16 protein-coding genes are annotated in these 17,380 nt (G+C 68.3%); 4 read left to right on the forward strand and 12 right to left on the reverse strand.

Annotated elements, in window-relative coordinates; translation table 11 throughout:
* Positions 1–98: 98 nt before the first annotated feature.
* Together BCO18175_RS26175 and BCO18175_RS26180 are read left to right on the forward strand one after the other, a co-directional pair.
* Entirely contained in the window at positions 99–1,403 is a 1,305-nt protein-coding gene (locus BCO18175_RS26175) for an NAD(P)/FAD-dependent oxidoreductase (protein ID WP_174985444.1), read from the forward strand.
* Between the two features lie 25 nt (positions 1,404–1,428).
* Positions 1,429–2,730 (forward strand): NAD(P)/FAD-dependent oxidoreductase, encoded by a 1,302-nt coding sequence (locus tag BCO18175_RS26180; RefSeq protein ID WP_174985446.1) that lies wholly within the window; start codon positions 1,429–1,431, stop codon positions 2,728–2,730.
* 112 nt (positions 2,731–2,842) lie between these two features.
* Here the strand turns inward: BCO18175_RS26180 and BCO18175_RS26185 are convergent, their stop codons facing one another.
* The 7 genes from BCO18175_RS26185 to BCO18175_RS26215 all read right to left on the reverse strand — a co-directional run bounded on the left by BCO18175_RS26185 (position 2,843) and on the right by BCO18175_RS26215 (position 9,721).
* On the reverse strand, positions 2,843–3,508 hold the full coding sequence (locus tag BCO18175_RS26185) for a DUF799 domain-containing protein (protein ID WP_174963246.1): 666 nt from the start codon (positions 3,506–3,508) through the stop codon (positions 2,843–2,845).
* Between the two features lie 10 nt (positions 3,509–3,518).
* Positions 3,519–3,962 carry a DUF4810 domain-containing protein gene (locus tag BCO18175_RS26190; RefSeq protein WP_174963245.1) on the reverse strand — a complete coding sequence of 148 codons (444 nt, stop codon included), beginning with the start codon at positions 3,960–3,962 and terminating at the stop codon, positions 3,519–3,521.
* A 67-nt stretch (positions 3,963–4,029) separates the two neighbouring features.
* On the reverse strand, positions 4,030–4,701 hold the full coding sequence (locus BCO18175_RS26195) for a CsgG/HfaB family protein (RefSeq protein ID WP_217483929.1): 672 nt from the start codon (positions 4,699–4,701) through the stop codon (positions 4,030–4,032).
* 667 nt (positions 4,702–5,368) lie between these two features.
* A complete protein-coding gene (gene gor / locus BCO18175_RS26200) occupies positions 5,369–6,727 on the reverse strand; it encodes a glutathione-disulfide reductase (RefSeq protein ID WP_174974463.1) in 1,359 nt (452 codons plus the stop codon).
* A 244-nt stretch (positions 6,728–6,971) separates the two neighbouring features.
* Entirely contained in the window at positions 6,972–7,196 is a 225-nt protein-coding gene (locus BCO18175_RS26205) for a hypothetical protein (RefSeq protein ID WP_059523072.1), read from the reverse strand.
* Between the two features lie 375 nt (positions 7,197–7,571).
* On the reverse strand, positions 7,572–8,693 hold the full coding sequence (locus BCO18175_RS26210; RefSeq protein WP_174918179.1) for a porin: 1,122 nt from the start codon (positions 8,691–8,693) through the stop codon (positions 7,572–7,574).
* A gap of 329 nt (positions 8,694–9,022) precedes the next feature.
* The gene (locus BCO18175_RS26215) at positions 9,023–9,721 is read right to left on the reverse strand and encodes a YoaK family protein (RefSeq protein WP_174985450.1); all 699 of its coding nucleotides are present in this window, start codon (positions 9,719–9,721) and stop codon (positions 9,023–9,025) included.
* A gap of 287 nt (positions 9,722–10,008) precedes the next feature.
* Between BCO18175_RS26215 and BCO18175_RS26220 the strand changes: the two genes are divergently transcribed.
* Positions 10,009–10,347 carry a hypothetical protein gene (locus BCO18175_RS26220; RefSeq protein ID WP_174918181.1) on the forward strand — a complete coding sequence of 113 codons (339 nt, stop codon included), beginning with the start codon at positions 10,009–10,011 and terminating at the stop codon, positions 10,345–10,347.
* A gap of 43 nt (positions 10,348–10,390) precedes the next feature.
* Here the strand turns inward: BCO18175_RS26220 and BCO18175_RS26225 are convergent, their stop codons facing one another.
* Together BCO18175_RS26225 and BCO18175_RS26230 are read right to left on the reverse strand one after the other, a co-directional pair.
* Complete coding sequence (locus BCO18175_RS26225) at positions 10,391–10,918, reverse strand: chromate transporter (RefSeq protein ID WP_174985452.1); 528 nt, start codon at positions 10,916–10,918, stop codon at positions 10,391–10,393.
* On the reverse strand, positions 10,915–11,553 hold the full coding sequence (locus BCO18175_RS26230; protein ID WP_174985454.1) for a chromate transporter: 639 nt from the start codon (positions 11,551–11,553) through the stop codon (positions 10,915–10,917). The genes BCO18175_RS26225 and BCO18175_RS26230 overlap by 4 nt, the downstream gene beginning before the upstream one ends.
* A gap of 96 nt (positions 11,554–11,649) precedes the next feature.
* On the opposite strand from BCO18175_RS26230, the gene BCO18175_RS26235 reads away from it, so the two are divergent.
* Positions 11,650–12,534 (forward strand): transcriptional regulator GcvA, encoded by an 885-nt coding sequence (locus BCO18175_RS26235; protein ID WP_174974457.1) that lies wholly within the window; start codon positions 11,650–11,652, stop codon positions 12,532–12,534.
* 58 nt (positions 12,535–12,592) lie between these two features.
* On the opposite strand, the gene BCO18175_RS26240 is transcribed toward BCO18175_RS26235, so the two are convergent.
* From BCO18175_RS26240 to flgK, 3 genes are all read right to left on the reverse strand, one after another.
* A complete protein-coding gene (locus BCO18175_RS26240; protein ID WP_174918185.1) occupies positions 12,593–13,900 on the reverse strand; it encodes a solute carrier family 23 protein in 1,308 nt (435 codons plus the stop codon).
* A 276-nt stretch (positions 13,901–14,176) separates the two neighbouring features.
* Positions 14,177–15,415 (reverse strand): flagellar hook-associated protein FlgL, encoded by a 1,239-nt coding sequence (gene flgL / locus BCO18175_RS26245; RefSeq protein ID WP_174985456.1) that lies wholly within the window; start codon positions 15,413–15,415, stop codon positions 14,177–14,179.
* Positions 15,416–15,432: 17 nt separating this feature from the next.
* A complete protein-coding gene (gene flgK / locus BCO18175_RS26250; RefSeq protein WP_174985458.1) occupies positions 15,433–17,364 on the reverse strand; it encodes a flagellar hook-associated protein FlgK in 1,932 nt (643 codons plus the stop codon).
* Positions 17,365–17,380: the final 16 nt, after the last annotated feature.

Consider the following 17,380-nt stretch of genomic DNA (forward strand, 5'->3'; position numbering starts at 1 on the left):
GGACGCCGTGCCGCGCGCACGGCGTCCCGCGCCGTTTTTACCGGCCGGATGACGGTGCGCCACACGCCGCCGCCGGCCGCAACGAGGGAGTCGTTTTCATGACGCAGTCTTTCACCCGCCGCGCCGATGCGCTCGCGCGCGACTCGTACTACGAAGCGACGGCTGTGCGCCCCGCCGTGGACGATCCCGCGCTCGACGGGACGATCGACGTCGACGTCTGCGTGATCGGCGCCGGCTTCGCGGGCCTGTCGACGGCGCTCGACTGCCGCGCACGCGGGCTGTCCGTCGCGGTGATCGACGCGCACCGTCCCGGCTGGGGCGCGTCGGGCCGCAACGGCGGCCAGGCGATCACCGGCTTCGCGAAGGACGAGGAGATCGAGCGTCAGCTCGGCGCCGACGGCGCGCGCGCCGCGTGGTCGCTGTCGCTCGACGGCGTCACGCTGATCGCCGAACGTATCGCGCGCTACGGGATCGACTGCGACTTCACGCGCGGCTACCTGACGGTCGCGACGAAACCCCGCCGCATCGACGACCTCCACGCGTGGATGGATGCCGCGACCCGGCGCTGGGGCCATCCGTCGCTTTCATGGCTGGACACCGGCGAGATCCGCGCGCGCATCGCGTCGACGCGCTATCTCGCGGGGGTCTACGATCCGCTGTCGGGCCACCTGCATCCGCTCAAGTACTGCCTCGGCCTCGCCGAGGCCGCCCGGCGCGAGGGTGTCGCGCTGTATGCGCATACGCCCGCGCTCGACGTCGTGCGCGGTGCGCGGCCCGTCGTGCGCACGCCGTCGGGCGACGTGCGCTGCCGGTTCGTCGTGTCGTGCTGCAACGCGGGCCCCGGCGGCGTGCTGCCGGCCGCGACAGCCGCGCGCATCGCGCCGATCGCGTCGTACATCATCGCGACCGAGCCGCTCGGCCAGGCGCGCGCCGACGCGCTGATCGCGCAGCGCGAAGCCGTGTGCGACAACAACTTCTTCCTCGATTACTTCCGGCTGTCGGCCGACCACCGGATGCTGTTCGGCGGCCGCGCGAATTCGGCCGGCGCGTCGCCCGCCACGCTCGCCGAAACGATCCGGCGGCGCATGGCCGGCGTGTTCCCGCAGCTCGGCGACGTGCGCGTCGACCACGCGTGGGGCGGCTTCGTCGACGTCACGCGCAACCGCGCGCCGGATTTCGGCGCACTCGATCCGAACTTCTTCTACGTCCAGGGTTTCAGCGGTCATGGCGTCGCGCTCACCGGCATCGCCGGGCGCGCGGTCGCCGGCGCGATCGCGGGCGACACGCGCGCATTCGACCTGTTCGCGCGCATGCGTCACCGGCGCTTCCCCGGCGGCGACGCATGGCGGCAACCCGCGCTCGAACTCGGGATGCTGTACCACCGCGTGCGCGAGCTGTTCTGAGCCCAACTTCACCGTTCTCCTGATCATGCAGACATTCGCCAACCAGCCGCACGTCGCGTCCTACTACGCGGCGACTGCCAACGATACGACCCGCCACGCGCCGCTCGCCGGCACGATCGATGCCGACGTGTGCGTGATCGGCGCGGGCCTCACGGGCCTGTCCGCCGCGCTCAACCTCGCCGAGCGCGGCCATTCGGTGACCGTGCTCGAGGCGTCGCGGGTCGGATGGGCGGCAAGCGGCCGCAACGGCGGCCAGCTGATCGGCGGGTTCGCGTGCGACATCGACACGTTCGGGCAATTCATGCCGGAAGGCGACGTGAAGCGCATCTGGGACATGGGGCTCGAAACGCTGGCGCTCGTGAAATCGCGGATCGCGCAGCACGACATCGACTGCGCGCTGGTGCCCGGCTACCTGACCGCCGCGAACACCGAGCGCGACGCCGACGCGCTGAAACGCTGGCGCGACGAAGCCGCGAAGCGCTTCGGCTACGACCGCTTCCACTTCGTCGAAGACGACGAACTCGGCGACTACGTGCAGTCCGAGCGCTATTGCGGCGGCCTGTACGACCCGGACAGCGGCCACCTCCATCCGCTCAACTACACGCTCGGCCTCGCCCGCGCGGCGACCGATGCGGGCGTGCGGATCCACGAGGACAGCTGCGTGACACGCGTGCGCGACGTCGCGGGCGGCCATGTCGTCGAGACGAGCGGCGGCAACGTGCGCGCGCGCTTCGTCGTGCTCGCATGCAACACCTTCGTCGGCACGCTCGCGCCCGCACTGTCGAAGAAGATCATGCCGGTCGGCACCTACGTGATCGCGACCGAGCCGCTCGGCGACGCGCGCGCCGCCGCGCTGATGCCCGCGCGCGCGGCGATCTGCGACAGCCGCTTCGTGCTCGACTATTTCCGGCCGGCACCCGACACGCGGCTCGTGTGGGGCGGCAAGGTCAGCTATTCGACACGGGAGCCGCGCGATCTCGCGGCGGCGATGCGCGCGGACATGCTGAAGACGTTCCCGCAGCTCGCGGACGTGAAGGTCGACTACGCCTGGGGCGGCTTCGTCGACATCACGATGAATCGCGCACCGCACTTCGGCCGCATCGCGCCGACGATGTACTTCGCGCAGGGGTTCTCGGGGCACGGCGTGAACACGACCGCGCTCGCGGGCAAGCTGATCGCCGAAGCGATCAACGGACAGGCGAGCCGCTTCGACCTGTTCGACAAGATCCGCCATCGCGACTTCCCGGGCGGCGAGGCATTGCGCACGCCGGCGCTGGTGCTCGCGATGAGCTGGTACCGGCTGCTCGACGCATTCGGCGTGCATTGAGCGGCGGCGTACGCGCCGCTTTTCCGGCCCGCCACCCACGCAAAAGGCCGCGCATCCGCGCGGCCTTTTTTTGCTTCAACGGCGCGCAGCGGCGTCCGTCAAGCGTTGCCCGTCAGTCGGTGCCGTACTTCGGCGAGTGCGGGCCGTACAGCAGGCCGGTCGGCGGCCCTGCCGTCAGCAGCCGCCCGCTCGTGAACGCGGCGACGTCGTGGCTCTGGTCCATCAGCGTGTTCGCGATCTGCTTGACCGCCGCCACCACGAGCATGCCGATCAGGCCGCCGCCGCCGCTGTTGCCGCCTTCGTCGCTCGCGGCGCTGGCGTGGCCCTGCCACAGCACGTCGCCGGTGCGCAGGTCGACGAGCTTGGTCGACGCGGACACGACCGTCGCGCTCGCGATGATCCGGTACACGGTGCCGTACTGCGACACCTTCGTGTACAGCGCGGCGTCCGCGCCGAAGATCTCGCGCAGCTTCGCGGGCGGCGTCTCCTGGATCTCGGCTGCATTGGTCAGGCCGTTCTGCTTGAAGGTTTCGTCCATCACCGCGACCGGCACCACGTAATAGCCGGACTCGGCGAGCGGCAGCGTCATCTGCGACAGCATCCCGTAGGTCGCGCCGACCTCGGAGGTTTCGTTGACCGGCGGCAGCACGAGGATCGAGCGCGGCTGGCTCTTCTTGAATGCCGTGTAGTCGGGGCGTTTCACCGGCTGCGCGCACGCGCTCAGCAGCGCGACGAGCGACAGCACGGACATCAGCTTGAATGAGAGAGACTTGAACATGGCGGGCGCGTCACTGTTTGGCGGTGGTCGGATCGGCATTTTTCTGGCCGGCGATCGTCTGGCCGGCACCCTTCTGCACGGCGGCCTTCGGATCCGCCGCTTTCGGCGCGCCGGTTTTCTTCTTCAGCAGGAAATCCATGTAGGTCGAGGATTCCGGGAACAGCTGCTTCTCGGCCTGCAGTTCCTGTTCAGCCTGCTGTTCGCTGCCGACGCTCGCGTACAGCATCCCCAGATGCGCATGGAATCCCGGCGGCGGCGTATGGCCCTTCCCGCGGATCTCCTGCAGCGCCTTTTCGAGCGCGTCGATCTGCTCCTGCGGCGACTTCTGCCCCTTGAAGTACTCGTACACCTGCGGCTGATAGCCGGTCCACTGATACAGCGGCGGCGTCGAGCTCGCGCAGCCCGCGAGCAGCAATGCGGCGGCCGTCGCCGGCAGCCAGTTACCCCGTTTCATGGTCTCTTCTCTTTTGATGTCATGGTGATTCGATCGCCTGCGGCGCCGGCCCCGGCGCGCGCGGCGTTTACGGCGCGGTCTTCAGTGCGCCGGCGTCAACCTGCTCGGTGAGATGGTTCACGGCTTCCTGGATCGCGAGATCGAGCACCTTGCCGTTCAGCGTCGAGTCGTAGCCGGCGGTGCCGCCGAAGCCGATCACTTCGCGGTTCGACAGGCTGAACTCGCCCGCGCCCTGGCTCGATGCGACGACTTCCGACGTCGTCGTGTCGACGATGTTCAGGTTGACCTTCGCGTACGCGACCTGCGTCTTGCCACGGCCGAGAATGCCGAACAGTTGGTGATCGCCGACGTCCTTGCGGCCGAACTCGGTCACGTCGCCCGTGACCACGTAGTTCGCGCCCTTCACGGCCTGCGCCTTCTTCATGAAGCCCGCTTCCTGCTTGATCTCGTCGAGGTTCTCGCGATCGAGCACGTTGAAGCGGCGGCTCTGTTGAAGGCGCGTGACGAGGATCGTCTTCGCCTGCCCGCCGAGGCGGTCGATGCCGTCCGAGAAGATGCCGCGCATGTAGCTCGAGCGGTTGTCGAACTTGCCGACCGCGATCGCGACGGGCTTGCCCGCATACGGCTTCTGCGCGCTGCTGACGGCCGGCACGTCAAGCGTGCGCGACGATTCGGTCGCGCAGCCGGACAGCGCTGCGACGACCGCAGCCGCCATGAGGACGGTACGTCGTGTCTGAATGTTCACTGCTGGTCTCCTTGCATGGAAAGATGGCCCGGTGCGGGCACGCCGGCTCGCGGACGAACCGGCAGTCGAATCGGCTACGGTACGAACATGCGTGCAAGCATCGGTGCGATGCACGCGTACGCATTCATCGCCAGGCAGGCGATCGCGGTAGGTAATGGGCGGGTGCGTGCAACGGACGTGTTGCAACACGAAGTCGATGCGGATGGGCAACGCGATACGCGACGGGCTCGCGTGCGTGCGTTACTTGTTGATTCTGGTAACTGCGCTGTTGATCGCGCATGATCGGCCCCGAATATGATTTTTCGCGATCATATCAAGCCTGTTTATCGAGACGAGGTGTCTTGATAAAAATTGACGATTTTCTTGCTGATGTGAACGGCGCCGTCGAATCCGCCCCAAACCCTTGCCGGGCAATGATTCTCCAGCATCTGAACCGAGCACCTTGATTATCTTTTTTTGCGGCGGCGCATCGATCGCTGGCCCGACAATATTGAGATATATCGCTTTCGGCATCTCCCCGCATTGCCAATATATTGAAAACAATCATCGGAAATAATCGGGCTTTGCTACGCCGACAAATCGCTCGTCGGCCCATTCCCGATCCGGCAATCCGGCGCACATTCGACGCACGCGCGCGCAGGCACGCGCGTGCCAGCTCCCGCTAGTCGGCCACCTTCTGCCGCATCGTCACGAACTCCTCGGCAGCAGTCGGATGGATGCCGATCGTGTCGTCGAACTGCGCCTTCGTCGCACCCGCGCGAATCGCGATCGCGATGCCCTGGATGATCTCGCCCGCATCGCGGCCGACCATGTGCGCGCCGACCACGCGCTGGCTGTCGCGCGCGACGACCAGCTTCATCAGCGTACGCTCGTCGCGGCCCGACAGCGTATGACGCAGCGCCTTGAACGACGTGCGGTAGATGTCGACGTCACCGTCGTACAGGTCGCGCGCGGTCGACTCGGTGAGGCCGACCGTCGCGACTTCGGGCTGGCTGAACACCGCCGACGGCACCCATTCGTGATCGGCCGCGACGCGCGATCCGCCAAACAGCGTGCGGGCGAGCAGCCCGCCGTCGCGCGTCGCCACCGGCGTGAGCTGCGGCCGCGACGTGACGTCGCCGATCGCATGGATCGACGGCACCGACGTCGCCGAATACGCATCGACGGCGATCGCGCCGCGCGCGTCGAGCATCACGCCGGCCTGTTCGAGCCCGAGCCCGTCGACGTTCGGCACGCGGCCGGTCGCATAAAGCACTTCGTCGTACGGCCCGTGCCGCGCATCGCCGACGCGCACGGTCAACGTGCCGTCGTCCGCGCGCTCGATCGACTCGACCACCGAGCGCGCGTGGATCGCGACACCCTGCTTCGTCATCTCGTCGGTCAGGAACTGACGCACGTCGTCGTCGAAGCCGCGCAGGATCTTCTCGCCGCGATAGAACAGGTCGACGTGGCTGCCGAAGCCGTTGAAGATGCCTGCGAACTCGACCGCGATATAGCCGCCGCCGACCACCGCGATGCGTTTGGGCAGCGCGGCAAGCGACAGCGCCTCGCGCGACGAGATCGCATGCTCGATGCCGGGCCGCGCCGGCAGCGACGGGCGCGAGCCGGTCGCGATCGCGATGTGGCGTGCGCGGATCGTGCGATCGCCGATCGCGACCGTGTGCGCATCGACGAACGTCGCGCGCCCCGCGTGCATCTCGACGCCCGATTGCCGCAGCAGGTTGATGTAGATGTCACTCAGCCGGTTGATCTCGCGATCCTTCGCGGCGATCAGCGCGGGCCAGTCGAGCGTGCCGGCGCCGAAGGTCCAGCCGAAACCCTTCGCGTCCTCAGCTTCGTGCGGGTAGTGCGATGCGTAGACGAGCAGCTTCTTCGGAATGCAGCCGCGCAGCACGCAGGTGCCGCCGATCTGCTCTTCTTCCGCTATGCCGACACGCGCGCCGTATGACGCGGACATGCGCGCGAGCCGCACGCCGCCCGAGCCGGCCCCGATGACGAACAGGTCGTAGTCGAAATCCATCGCATTCCCTCATCGCAGTTCGGATGAAGGCACGATAGCAAGATTCCGGAATTCTTGCGGCGCACGGTGCAGCCATGCGCGCGCCCAATAAAAAACGGCGAGAGACATTGCCTCTCGCCGGTCAAACCGGCTACCGGGTGTGCCATGCGTCACCGATCGACCGCATGCCCGACCTGCCGGCTGCGCGGCACCGGTCCGCCCGGGCGCGCGAAGGGCGCGCCCACGGCCGGACCAGCCGCCATGCTCATGCCTGCGACGTGTCGCTGCCGTCCGTCGCCTGCGTGTCGTCTGCCTGCTGCGGCTGCTCTTCCTTCTTCTCGAGCAAGCCTTCGATCGCCTCCGCACCCTTGAAGCCGGCGACGGCGGCGGCCGCCTTGGTCAGCAGGCCCGCATCCGGATCCAGCTTTTCCGCGCCTTCGACAGCTGCGACTGCGCCAGCGATTTCACCCACGGTGTTCAGGATACCCATCGTCATCCCCTTTCAAGAAAATCGTGAGCGCATCGTCCCACGAAAAAAACCGGCGGACCGCGATTGTCATCACCGGATACACAAGTTACGCACCTGGCCGGCCGCACTCGCCGAGCGCGACCGGAACGACGCACGCGCGCGCCTGGCGGCACGCAACGGGCGATGCACGCAGCGTAGCGGAAAGCCTTCGCGCGCACTGTAAAAGTATGTTCTGGATTGCCGACGGATCCCTTACGGCGCGGGGGTCTCGTGATGAAGCATTTGCCGAATAGTCGTGCGCGCGTATGAAGGTCGCGTGACGAAAAAAAAGAGGCGCCTCGCGGCGCCCCTTCGATGCATGCCGGACGACTGCCGGCACATGCGTTCCGACGTTCGTCAGAAGATATTGCGCAGGCCGATCGCGATGCCGGTCTGGTTGCTGCGGCCCGGCAGCTCGACGTTCGCCGCGCCGTTCGTCTTGTTGAAGTCGACGGTGCCGTAGACTTCCGTGCGCTTGCTGAGCGCGTACTCGGCGATGCCGACGATCGCATAGCGGTTGCCGCTCGCGAGCGTGCCGTTCGTGGTCATCGCATTGCGCATGTGGTCGTAGTAGAACGCGCCCGTCAGCGTCAGCGGCGCGCTGACCTGCCAGCTCACGCCCGCGAACGGACCGTCGTCGATCCGGCCCGTACCCTTCGCGACCGGAATCGACTGCTGCGCGAGCAGGCTGTCGACGAAGCCGGTGTCGTCCTTCGAGCGCAGGTAGCCCGCGTAGATCTTCGCCTTGCTGAACGCGTACACGACGTTCGCGTGATAGATCGTCTGCTTGCGTGCCGAGTTGTCGCTGTTCTGCTGCGCGCCGGCCGCGATGCTGAGCGGACCCATCACGTACGACAGCGACACGCCCCACGCATTGCCCTTGCCGAGCGAACCCGGGATCTGGCCCGAGAAGCCGCCGGCGCCGGTCGATTCGTAGTTGGTACCGGTCGAGTACATCGCCTTCGCGGTCAGCCCGTCGAACTTGCCCGTGTACTTGATCTGGTTGTCCGCATACAGGCCGCCGCCGAGTGCGACCGGCAGCCATGCGTTTTCGAGGTAGTTACCGACCGTCAGCGGATCGTAGGTGTCCGACAGCAGGTCGAACAGCGGCGTCTTCTGGCGGCCGAGGGTCACCGTGCCGTACGGGCTCTGCAGGCCGACGTACGCCGCGCGGTTGAACAGGCGGCCGCTGTCGGCGAATCCGCCGTTCTGCAGGTTCACGCCGCTCTCGAGGTTGAACACGGCCTTCAGGCCGCCGCCGAGGTCTTCCGTGCCGTAGATGCCGAAGCGGCTGTTCGTGATCGCGCCGTTGGCCATCGACAGCAGGCCGTCGTTCTTGGCGTTGGCGTTGGTCAGGTAGCGGATGCTGGCGTCGGCGACGCCCCAGAGCGTGACCGAGCTTTGTGCTGCCGCGTACTGGCTGGCAAATGCGAGTGCGGCGCCCCCTGCGATGGCTGCGAGTCGGGTGGTCTGCTTCATGAGCTTTCCTATTTGTAGGTGTCTCCATTCATGGCCGGCCGCGTGCGCAGCCGGGTGGCGATCGCTCACGTTCTTGGCGCGCGCGATGTGGGCTGAATCATATGACGAGTGCCATCGCTGAAAGAAATTGAAATGCGCGGTAACGGCGGAACTGTCGCCCGCGCACAACGCCGCGCGCGCAAGGCTTGCCCGGCGGGCGGCGGACGCCGCACGGCAGCGGCCGCTCGCGCGGCTTGCGGTACGTCAGGTCTGTAAGGATCGCGCGGCAGATGCCGCGGAAAGGACGCACGCTCGGGGCACACGCAGGGGTGCGCCCGCGGGATGCGCGGTCACGCCGCCGCCGGCCCGCCGTCGGCCGTGTGTCGGCGCCACGCACGCCGCACGATTTCCGCGAACGCGCCGACGAGCAGCAGCACGGCGCCCCACAGCGCGACCTCCGGCACGAGCCGCGTGACGAGGCCGCCGACCACCGCGCCGGCCAGGAAGCAGAAGCTGATCGTCGCGAGCAGCGCCGAGTCGTGCAGCGCGCCCGCGTCGTAGCGCGGGATCAGCCCGACGAACAGCTTCTGCGCGGCGCGGCGCAGGTTGCCGGTGGTCATCACCGACGTGTACGACAGCTCCTCGAGGTGGGTGAACGACAGCGTCTGCAGCGTCGCGACGAACGAAATGCCCGGAATCAGCCATGCGCTCGACGCGCCGACGAGGCCGCTCGCCGCGACGGCGAGAAAGGCGATCTCGACGAGCAGGCTCGTGAACGCCGTGTGCTTCATCCAGCCGCGCTGCGCGGCGAGGCCGAGCAGGTGCGCGACGAACACCGCGATCACGAAGCCGACGAGCGGCGGCACGTGATGCAGCGCCGCGGCCCATTCGCCGGCCGACAGGTTGATGCCGAGCAGCGCGACGTTGCCGGTCATCGTGTTCGCGAACACGTGGCCGTGGCCGACATACGTGTACGCGTCGAGGTAGCCGCCGGACAGCGTCAGCAACGCGGCGACAGTGAGATTGCGGCTGGCGCCGTCGAGATCCATCGAGCCTCCCGTGGTGCGCGCCGCCCGGCCGCGCGCGGCGGGCGGTGCGAAATTCAGTCCTGCCGGCCGGCGCGAACGCCGCCGGCGCTGCGCGGCCGGGCATCGCCGTGTGCCGCGCGCCAATATAATGATCGCCGTCGGGGTGCGGATTCCCGCCGCGTATCGCCGCCGGCCGGAACGTGCCCGCAGCGCAGGTTTCGCCGCCGCGGGACCGGCCGAGTATACCGGGCAGCCTGAACCCGGTTGCACCCCGGCCGCCGCCCCGCGCCTCCTCACCGAGCCTTCGAATGACCCTCGCGAAGTTCTTCCTGCGCTTCACCGTGATCCCGTTCGCCGCGATCGTGCTGGTGGCCGTCTGGGCGTTCAACCGCGAATCGGGCGAGATCGACGCGCGCCAGTACGCGGCGCTGGTGGCCGCCTATCCGTCGTTCACGCCGAAGCTGAAGCACGAGGTGGCCGACGCGTTGCGCGGCGGCAGGGTCGCGAAGGCCGACTACGGCACGATCATGCGCGATGCGCTCGAGGCCGGTTATGTGGTCGACTGGCCGGCTACGACGGACGACGTCGGCAGCGAGCGCGGCCGGCTGCTCGGGATCGTGAACAGCGACCGGCCGGCGTCGCAGTAGCGGGCGACCGCCACCGGCAACGGCCGGCGGCGTGACGGACAGCTCACTGCCCGACGCCCGTGAGCCCGATCAGCGCGCCGCCCGCGAGCAGCCACAGCGGATGGATGCGCGTGCGCCACGCGAGCACCGCGCACGCGGCCGTGATGCCCCACTGGATCGCCGTGCGGTTCGACGCCTCGGAGATCAGCACCGCGCTCGCCGCAACGAGCCCGGCCGTGACGGGCATCATCCCCTGCTGCACGTAGCGGCGCCACGGCCGGTCGCGAAAGCGCTCCCACGCGTGCAGCGCGAGCACGGTGACGATCGACGACGGCCCGAACTTCGCGAGCGATGCGACCAGCAGCCCGCTCCAGCCGGCCACGTGCCAGCCGACCAGCGACACGATCATCATGTTCGGCCCGGGCGCCGCCTGGGCCAGCGCGAACAGCGCGGTGAACTCGTGCGCGCTCATCCAGTGATGGACATCGACGACCTGCCGCTGCATCTCCGGCAGGATCGTGTTGCCGCCGCCGAATGCGAGCAGCGACAACTGGCTGAAGATCGTCGCGATGGCGATCAGCGTGTCGTTCATGGCCGGCCTCCTTGCTGCGTATCGCGCGCCGCGGCCGGCACTGGTTGCGGCGTGTCCGCGTCGCGGCGGCGCGACGCGAGCCAGATGCTGACGGGCGTCAGCACGAGCATCGCGGTCAGCAGCGGGATGCGCAGCACCGCGATCGCGACGAACGCGAGCGCCGCGATGCCGGCCGCCGCGCGCGCGTGCCGCAGCGGCTTCGCGACTTTCACGGCCATCGCGACGAGCAGCCCGGCCGCCGCCGCGGCGAGCCCCGCGAACAGGTGCTGCACGTGCGGATCGTTCTGCGTCTTCGCGTACAGCACGCCGAGCGCGACGACGACGAGCGTCGGGCCGGCAATCAGCCCGAGAATGCCGGCGAACGCGCCGGCGACGCCGCGAAAGCGCATGCCGACGGCCACCGACAGGTTGATCACGTTACCGCCCGGCAGGAACTGGCACAGCCCGAGCAGATCGGTGAATTCGTCGGCGGAGAGCCACTTGCGCTCTTCGACGATGGTGCGCCGCGCGAACGGCAGCGCGCCGCCGAACGACATGAGGCCAAGCGACAGGAAACCGGTGAACAGCTCGGCAAGGCCGACGCTGCGGGGTGACGCGGCCGGCGGCGTGGCGGCAGGCGGAGAAGCGGATTGCATGGGGTTCCTTATCAAACGGTGACCCGAGGTTACCGCCGTTCGGAATGCCGGCAAAACGATTTTATCGGCGCGCCCTTGTGATCTAGAATCACAAGCATGGCACGCGATCTCCCGCCCTTTTCCGCGCTTCGGGCCTTTGAAGCCGCGGCACGACATGAAAGCTTCAGCGCCGCAGGCGACGAGCTGCATGTGACTCACGGTGCCATCAGCCGGCAAATCGCCGGGTTCGAGGCCTGGCTCGGCAAGCCGGTGTTCCACCGCTACGGCAAGCGCGTGAAGCTCACCGACGAAGGCCGCCGCTACCTGGACACCGTGCGCGCGGCGTTCGACAGCATCGCGCTCGCGACCGAGCAGCTGCGCAACACGGGCGCGGCACGCGTGCTGCGCATCAATGCGCTGCCGACCTTCGCGATGAAATGGCTGCTGCCGCGCCTGTCGCGGTTCCAGCGCGACGTGCCGAACGTCGAGCTGAAGCTGTCGACGTCGAACGCGCCGCTCGACGCGCTCGACGGCTTCGATGTCGCGATCCGCCGCGGCCCCGGCCACTGGCCGAACTGCACGAGCGGCCACTTCCTCGACGAAAGCGTGATTCCGGTCTGCAGCCCCGCGCTGCTCAAGCGCGCGCCGATCGCCCGCGCGGACGATCTCGCGCGCCACGTGCTGCTGCATTCGGATACGCGGCCGGAAGGCTGGCGCGACTGGTTCGCGGCGGCCGGCGTGACGATGAAGGGGCGCAAGCGGCAGTCGTTCGACCACTTCTACCTGGCGCTGCAGGCGGCCGTCGACGGCCTTGGCGTCGCGCTCGGCCCGTTGCCGCTGATCGACGACGAGCTCGCGAGCGGCCGGCTGGTGATGCCGCTGGAGGGGCCGCGCATCGCGACGCGCAGCTACTGGTGGATCGCGCCGCGCGCGCCGGCGGACGATCCGCTCGTCGCGCAGTTCTGCGCGTGGCTGCAAACGCAGTCGAATGTCGGCGCGTAGCGCATCGACGTTCGACGCGGAAGATGACGCGGGCGGCAAGGCACCGCCCGCCGGCGGTTCAGACCACCGGGCCCGGTTCCTTTTCCTTGCGCAGGATCGCGTACAGGATGATCGCGCCGAACGTCGCGGTACCGATCCCGCCGAGCCCGAAGCCGCCGATCTTCAGCGAGAAGTCGCCGGCGCCGAGCACCAGCGTGACGGCCGCGACGATCAGGTTGCGGTTGTCGGAGAAGTCGACCTTGTTGACGACCCAGATCCGCGCGCCCGTCACCGCGATCAGCCCGAACACGACGATCGACACGCCGCCGAGCACCGGGCCCGGAATCGTCTGGATCACCGCACCGAACTTCGGCGAGAAGCCGAGCACGATCGCGATCAGCGCGGCGACCGCGAACACCAGCGTCGAGTAGATCCGCGTGACGGCCATCACGCCGATGTTCTCCGCGTAGGTCGTCACGCCCGTGCCGCCGACGCTGCCCGACACGATCGTCGCGAGCCCGTCGCCGATGAACGCGCGGCCCACGTAGCGATCGAGGCTGGTGCCCGTCATCGCGCTGACCGCCTTGATGTGGCCGAGGTTCTCGGCGACCAGGATCACCGCGATCGGCGCCAGCATCAGCATCGCGTGCGGATCGAACACCGGCGCGCGGAAGCTCGGCACGCCGAACCAGGCCGCATGCCCGACGATCGAGAAATCGACCGGCTTGCCGAGCCCCATCCCGTTGGTCGCGACCGCGTAGATCGCATAGGCGATCACCAGCCCGACCAGGATCAGCAGGCGCTGCACCATGCCGCGCGAGAACACCGCGACGCCGCCGACGCACAGCACCGTGACGAGCGCCATCACCGATTCGAAGGTCGACCCGGACACGCCCTTGACCGCGATCGGCGCCAGGTTCAGCCCGATCACCGCGACCACCGCGCCGGTCACGACGGGCGGCATCAGCGTCTCGATCCAGCGCGTGCCGATCGCCTGCACCAGCGCGCCAAGCGCGACGTACACGACGCCGCACGCAACGATCCCGCCGAGCGCGACCGGGATGTTCGGGTTCGGGCCGCTGCCGCCGTAGCCGGTCACCGCGATCACGAGGCCGATGAACGCGAAGCTCGAGCCGAGGTAGCTCGGCACGCGGCCGCCGACCAGCACGAAGAACAGCAGCGTGCCGATACCCGACATGAAGATGCACAGGTTCGGGTCGAAGCCCATCAGCAGCGGCGCGAGCACGGTCGAGCCGAACATCGCGACGACGTGCTGCACGCCCATCGCGACCATCTGCGGCCACGCCAGGCGCTCGTCGGGGCCGACCACGCGCGATGCCGCGCCGGTCGATTGCACCCGCCAGCGCGGGAAGTAGGAATCGGACATGGGGAAAAGGGGCTCCTGTCGGTCGCCGGCTGCGGAAGATGCGCCGGTCTGGAATCTGGCGCGAGTTTACGGAGCGGAAATGGGGCTGGCAAGCGGACTGATGCGCGGGCCGGCGAGCGGGGCCGGCAAGCGAGACGCGCGGCTTGCCGTGGCGTGAACCGGGGCACGATCGCGCTGCCCGGTGAGGCGACCGTCCGCGCATGGAAAGACACGGGCGGCGGTTGACGCCGGCCGCGACGTAAGCGTGCGCTCACATCGCAGCCGGCGCGTCATGCATCAGGGATTGATGTACTGGAACAGCGACAGGTTCTGCAGCTGCGCATAAGCCTTCTGCGAGCCCGTCAGCGCGTTCTGCATCTGCAGGAACTGGCTGATCGTCGACACCATGTTGGTGCTCGTCAGGTCGGACAGGTTGCTGGTGACCTGCAGCGTATTGGTCTGGTTCACCGTCTGCATCGCCTTGATTTCCTGCTCGCGGCCGCCGACCGACGCCTGAACGGTGAGGACGTTCGTCATCATGTTGTTCAGCTTCGTCGTGCCGGTGGTCATCGCGTTCTGGAGCGCGGCGGCGGCGGTCGTGTTGCTGCTGACCGGCACCTTCAGCGCGGCGATCATCGAGTCGAGCGCCGCGAACACGTCGGTGCCGGCCTGAGGCGCCGGCGTGACCGTGAACGAATCGCCGGGTGCCGGGCTGCCCGACACGGGCACCGACAGGCCGTTGCCGAGCGTGATCCCGGCGCCGGCCGAATACGGCTGCGCGGCGGTCACGTTGCCCGGCGGCGGAAGGGAATTGTCGGTCACCGTATAGGTCGGCGCGGCCGCGGTGCCGCCGAAGTTGATCGTGAACTGGTGCGTGTTGGTCGCGGCCGACGGGCTCGTGATCGACACCGAGCCGATCGTGCCCGTGCCCGTGTTGCTCGCGCCGGCAAGCGGCACCGGCTGGCTGCCGAGCATCGGCACCGACAGGAACACGCTCGCGCCGTTGTCGCCCTGCGCGATCGAGCGCGTGTCGGCGATCTGCACTTGCCGCGAGCCCGCGTCGCCGCTGTAGGTCACGCCGCCGCCCGGTGCGTTCGAGAACGGCGCCGTGGCCGTCTTGAAGCCCGCGAACAGGTAGTTACCCGCGCCGTCCGTCGAGTTCGCGAGCGTCAGCAGCTGGTCGCGATAGCCCTGCAGCTGCGTCGCCCGTGCCGAGCGATCGCTGTCGGACAGCGAGCCGTCGCCGGCGCTGATCACGACCGTATGAATGCTGTTCAGCAGGTTGTTGACGCTGATGAGCGACTGGTCTTCCGCCTGCAGCGACGACAGCGCGGTGTTCTGGTTCGCCGAATACTGCGACAGCGTCGCCGACGTCATCGACAGCTGCACGGCCTGCGCCGCGCCGAGCGGGTTGTCGGCCGGCGTCGACAGGCTCACGCCGCTCGAGATCTGCTGGTACAGCTGCGAGAGCTGCGCCTGCTGATCGTTCATCTGAGCGACGTTCATCTGGTAGAACTGCGTGGTGGAAATCCGCATCGCTTTGATCCCCGAAATCAGTTGAACAGGCCGAGCACGGTCTGGAACAGCGTCGAAGCGGTCTGGATGACCTTCGCGTTCGCCTGGTAGAGCTGCTGGTACTGCATCAGGTTGGCCGCTTCCTCGTTCTGGTTCACGCCCGACACCGACTGCTGCGCTTCGGTGATCTGACCGATCAGCGAGGTCTGCGCGGCGCTCGACGATTTCAGCTGGCTCGTCGTGTTGCCGATGTTGTTCACGTAGTTCGCATATGCACCCGTCAGCGTGGTCGTGCCGTTGCCGAACGATTTCGCGCTGACGAGCTTCGACAGCGCGAGCGCGTTGCTGCCGTCGTTCGTGCCGCCCGTGTTCGGCGCGACCGTGAACGTGTCGCCGGCCGTCGGCGTGCCCGACACCGTGACCGTGACGCCAGCCGTCAGCGTGATCGGCGTGCCGGCCTGGTACGCCTGCGCGGCGGTGGTCGTCGGCGGCACGGCCGTGTTGTCGGTGACCGTGTAGGTCGGGCTGGCGGTCGTGCCGCCCATCGTGATCGTGTAGTTGTGCGGGTTGGCCGCGGCCGTCGCGCTGGTGACCGTCAGCCCGCCGATCGTGCCGGTGCCCGTGTTCGTCTTGGTGGCCGACGGCACGTACGGCGCCGCCGCCGCGATCGCCGAGCCGTTCGACGTCGCGAGGCCGAAGCCGTTCAGCGCGCCACGCGTCGGCTGCACGGTGAACTTGTCGCCGGCGTTCATCGAGCCGGACGAGAACGAGAAGTTCAGCCCGCCGATCGACGCCGGCATCGAGGTCGACGTGCCGACCACCGCGCCGCTCGCGCGGTCGGTCAGCGAGTACTTGGCACCGTCGTACGACAGCGTGTAGTCGCTCGCGGTCGGCTGCGACGGGTTCGCGAACGACACGGACAGCGCCGCGTTGCCGGTATTGCCCTGATTCGCGTAGGTGATCGGGGTGCCGGTCGTGAACAGGTTGCCGCCGACGTTGCCCGACAGGTCGATGCCGAGCGCGTTCTGCGCGTTGACCTGCGCGGCGAAGCTGGTCGCGATCGCGCCGAGCTGGGCCTGGGCCGGGTCGAGCGTCTGGCTGCGGAACGCGAGCAGGCCGCCGAGCGTGCCGCCCGACAGCGACGCGTCGGACAGCGCCTGGTTCGGCCCCTGCGGGTTCGCACCGGCGATGCCCTGCGACACGACGGTCAGCTCGCTCGGATCGGACGGCGACGCGACGGTCCCGAGCTGGTAGCTCTTGTTCGCGACGACGAGCGGCGTGCCGCCCGCGAGAAACACGCTGTAGCCGTCGCTGTTGCGCACGACCTGCACGCCGGCGAGGTTCGACAGGTTCGACACCGCGAGGTCGCGCTGGTCCATCAGCTGGTTCGGCGGCTGCCCCTGGCTGCTCGCGGACGCGATCTGCTGGTTCAGCTGCGCGATCTGCGCGGTGTACGAGTTGATCTGCGTGACGGTGTTCGTCAGCTGCGTGTTCACGCTCTGGCGCAGCGCGTCGTACTGCTGGCCGGCCGCCGTGATCTGGTTCGCGAGCGTCTGCGCGTTGCTCATCGCGGTCTGCCGCACCGACGAGTCGGACGCGCTGTTCGCGACGCTCTGCATCCCGGTGAAGTAGTTCGTGATCGCGGTCGAGATGCCGGACGTCGGGTTGCCGACGTAGTTGTTCAGCTGCGTGACGAGCGAATACCACGTCGACAGCGCGCCGCTCTGCGTCTGCGCGCCGTTCAGCTGGTCGCTCAGGTACTGGCTGTACTGCCGCTGCACGGTGACGGTGTTCACGCCCTGCGGCATGTAGCCGCTGCTCGTGTACTGGCCGCTCGCCTCGGCATAGACGGGGCGTTCGACCGAATAGCCGGGCGTTGCCGCGTTGCTGATGTTCTGGCCGGTCGTCGTGAGGCCCCAGAGCGCGGCATTCAGGCCGCTGACGCCGAGGTTCATGAGTGTGTTGGACATGCGCGATCCTGATGAG

The organism is Burkholderia lata (assembly GCF_902499335.1).
Lineage (GTDB): Bacteria > Pseudomonadota > Gammaproteobacteria > Burkholderiales > Burkholderiaceae > Burkholderia > Burkholderia lata_B.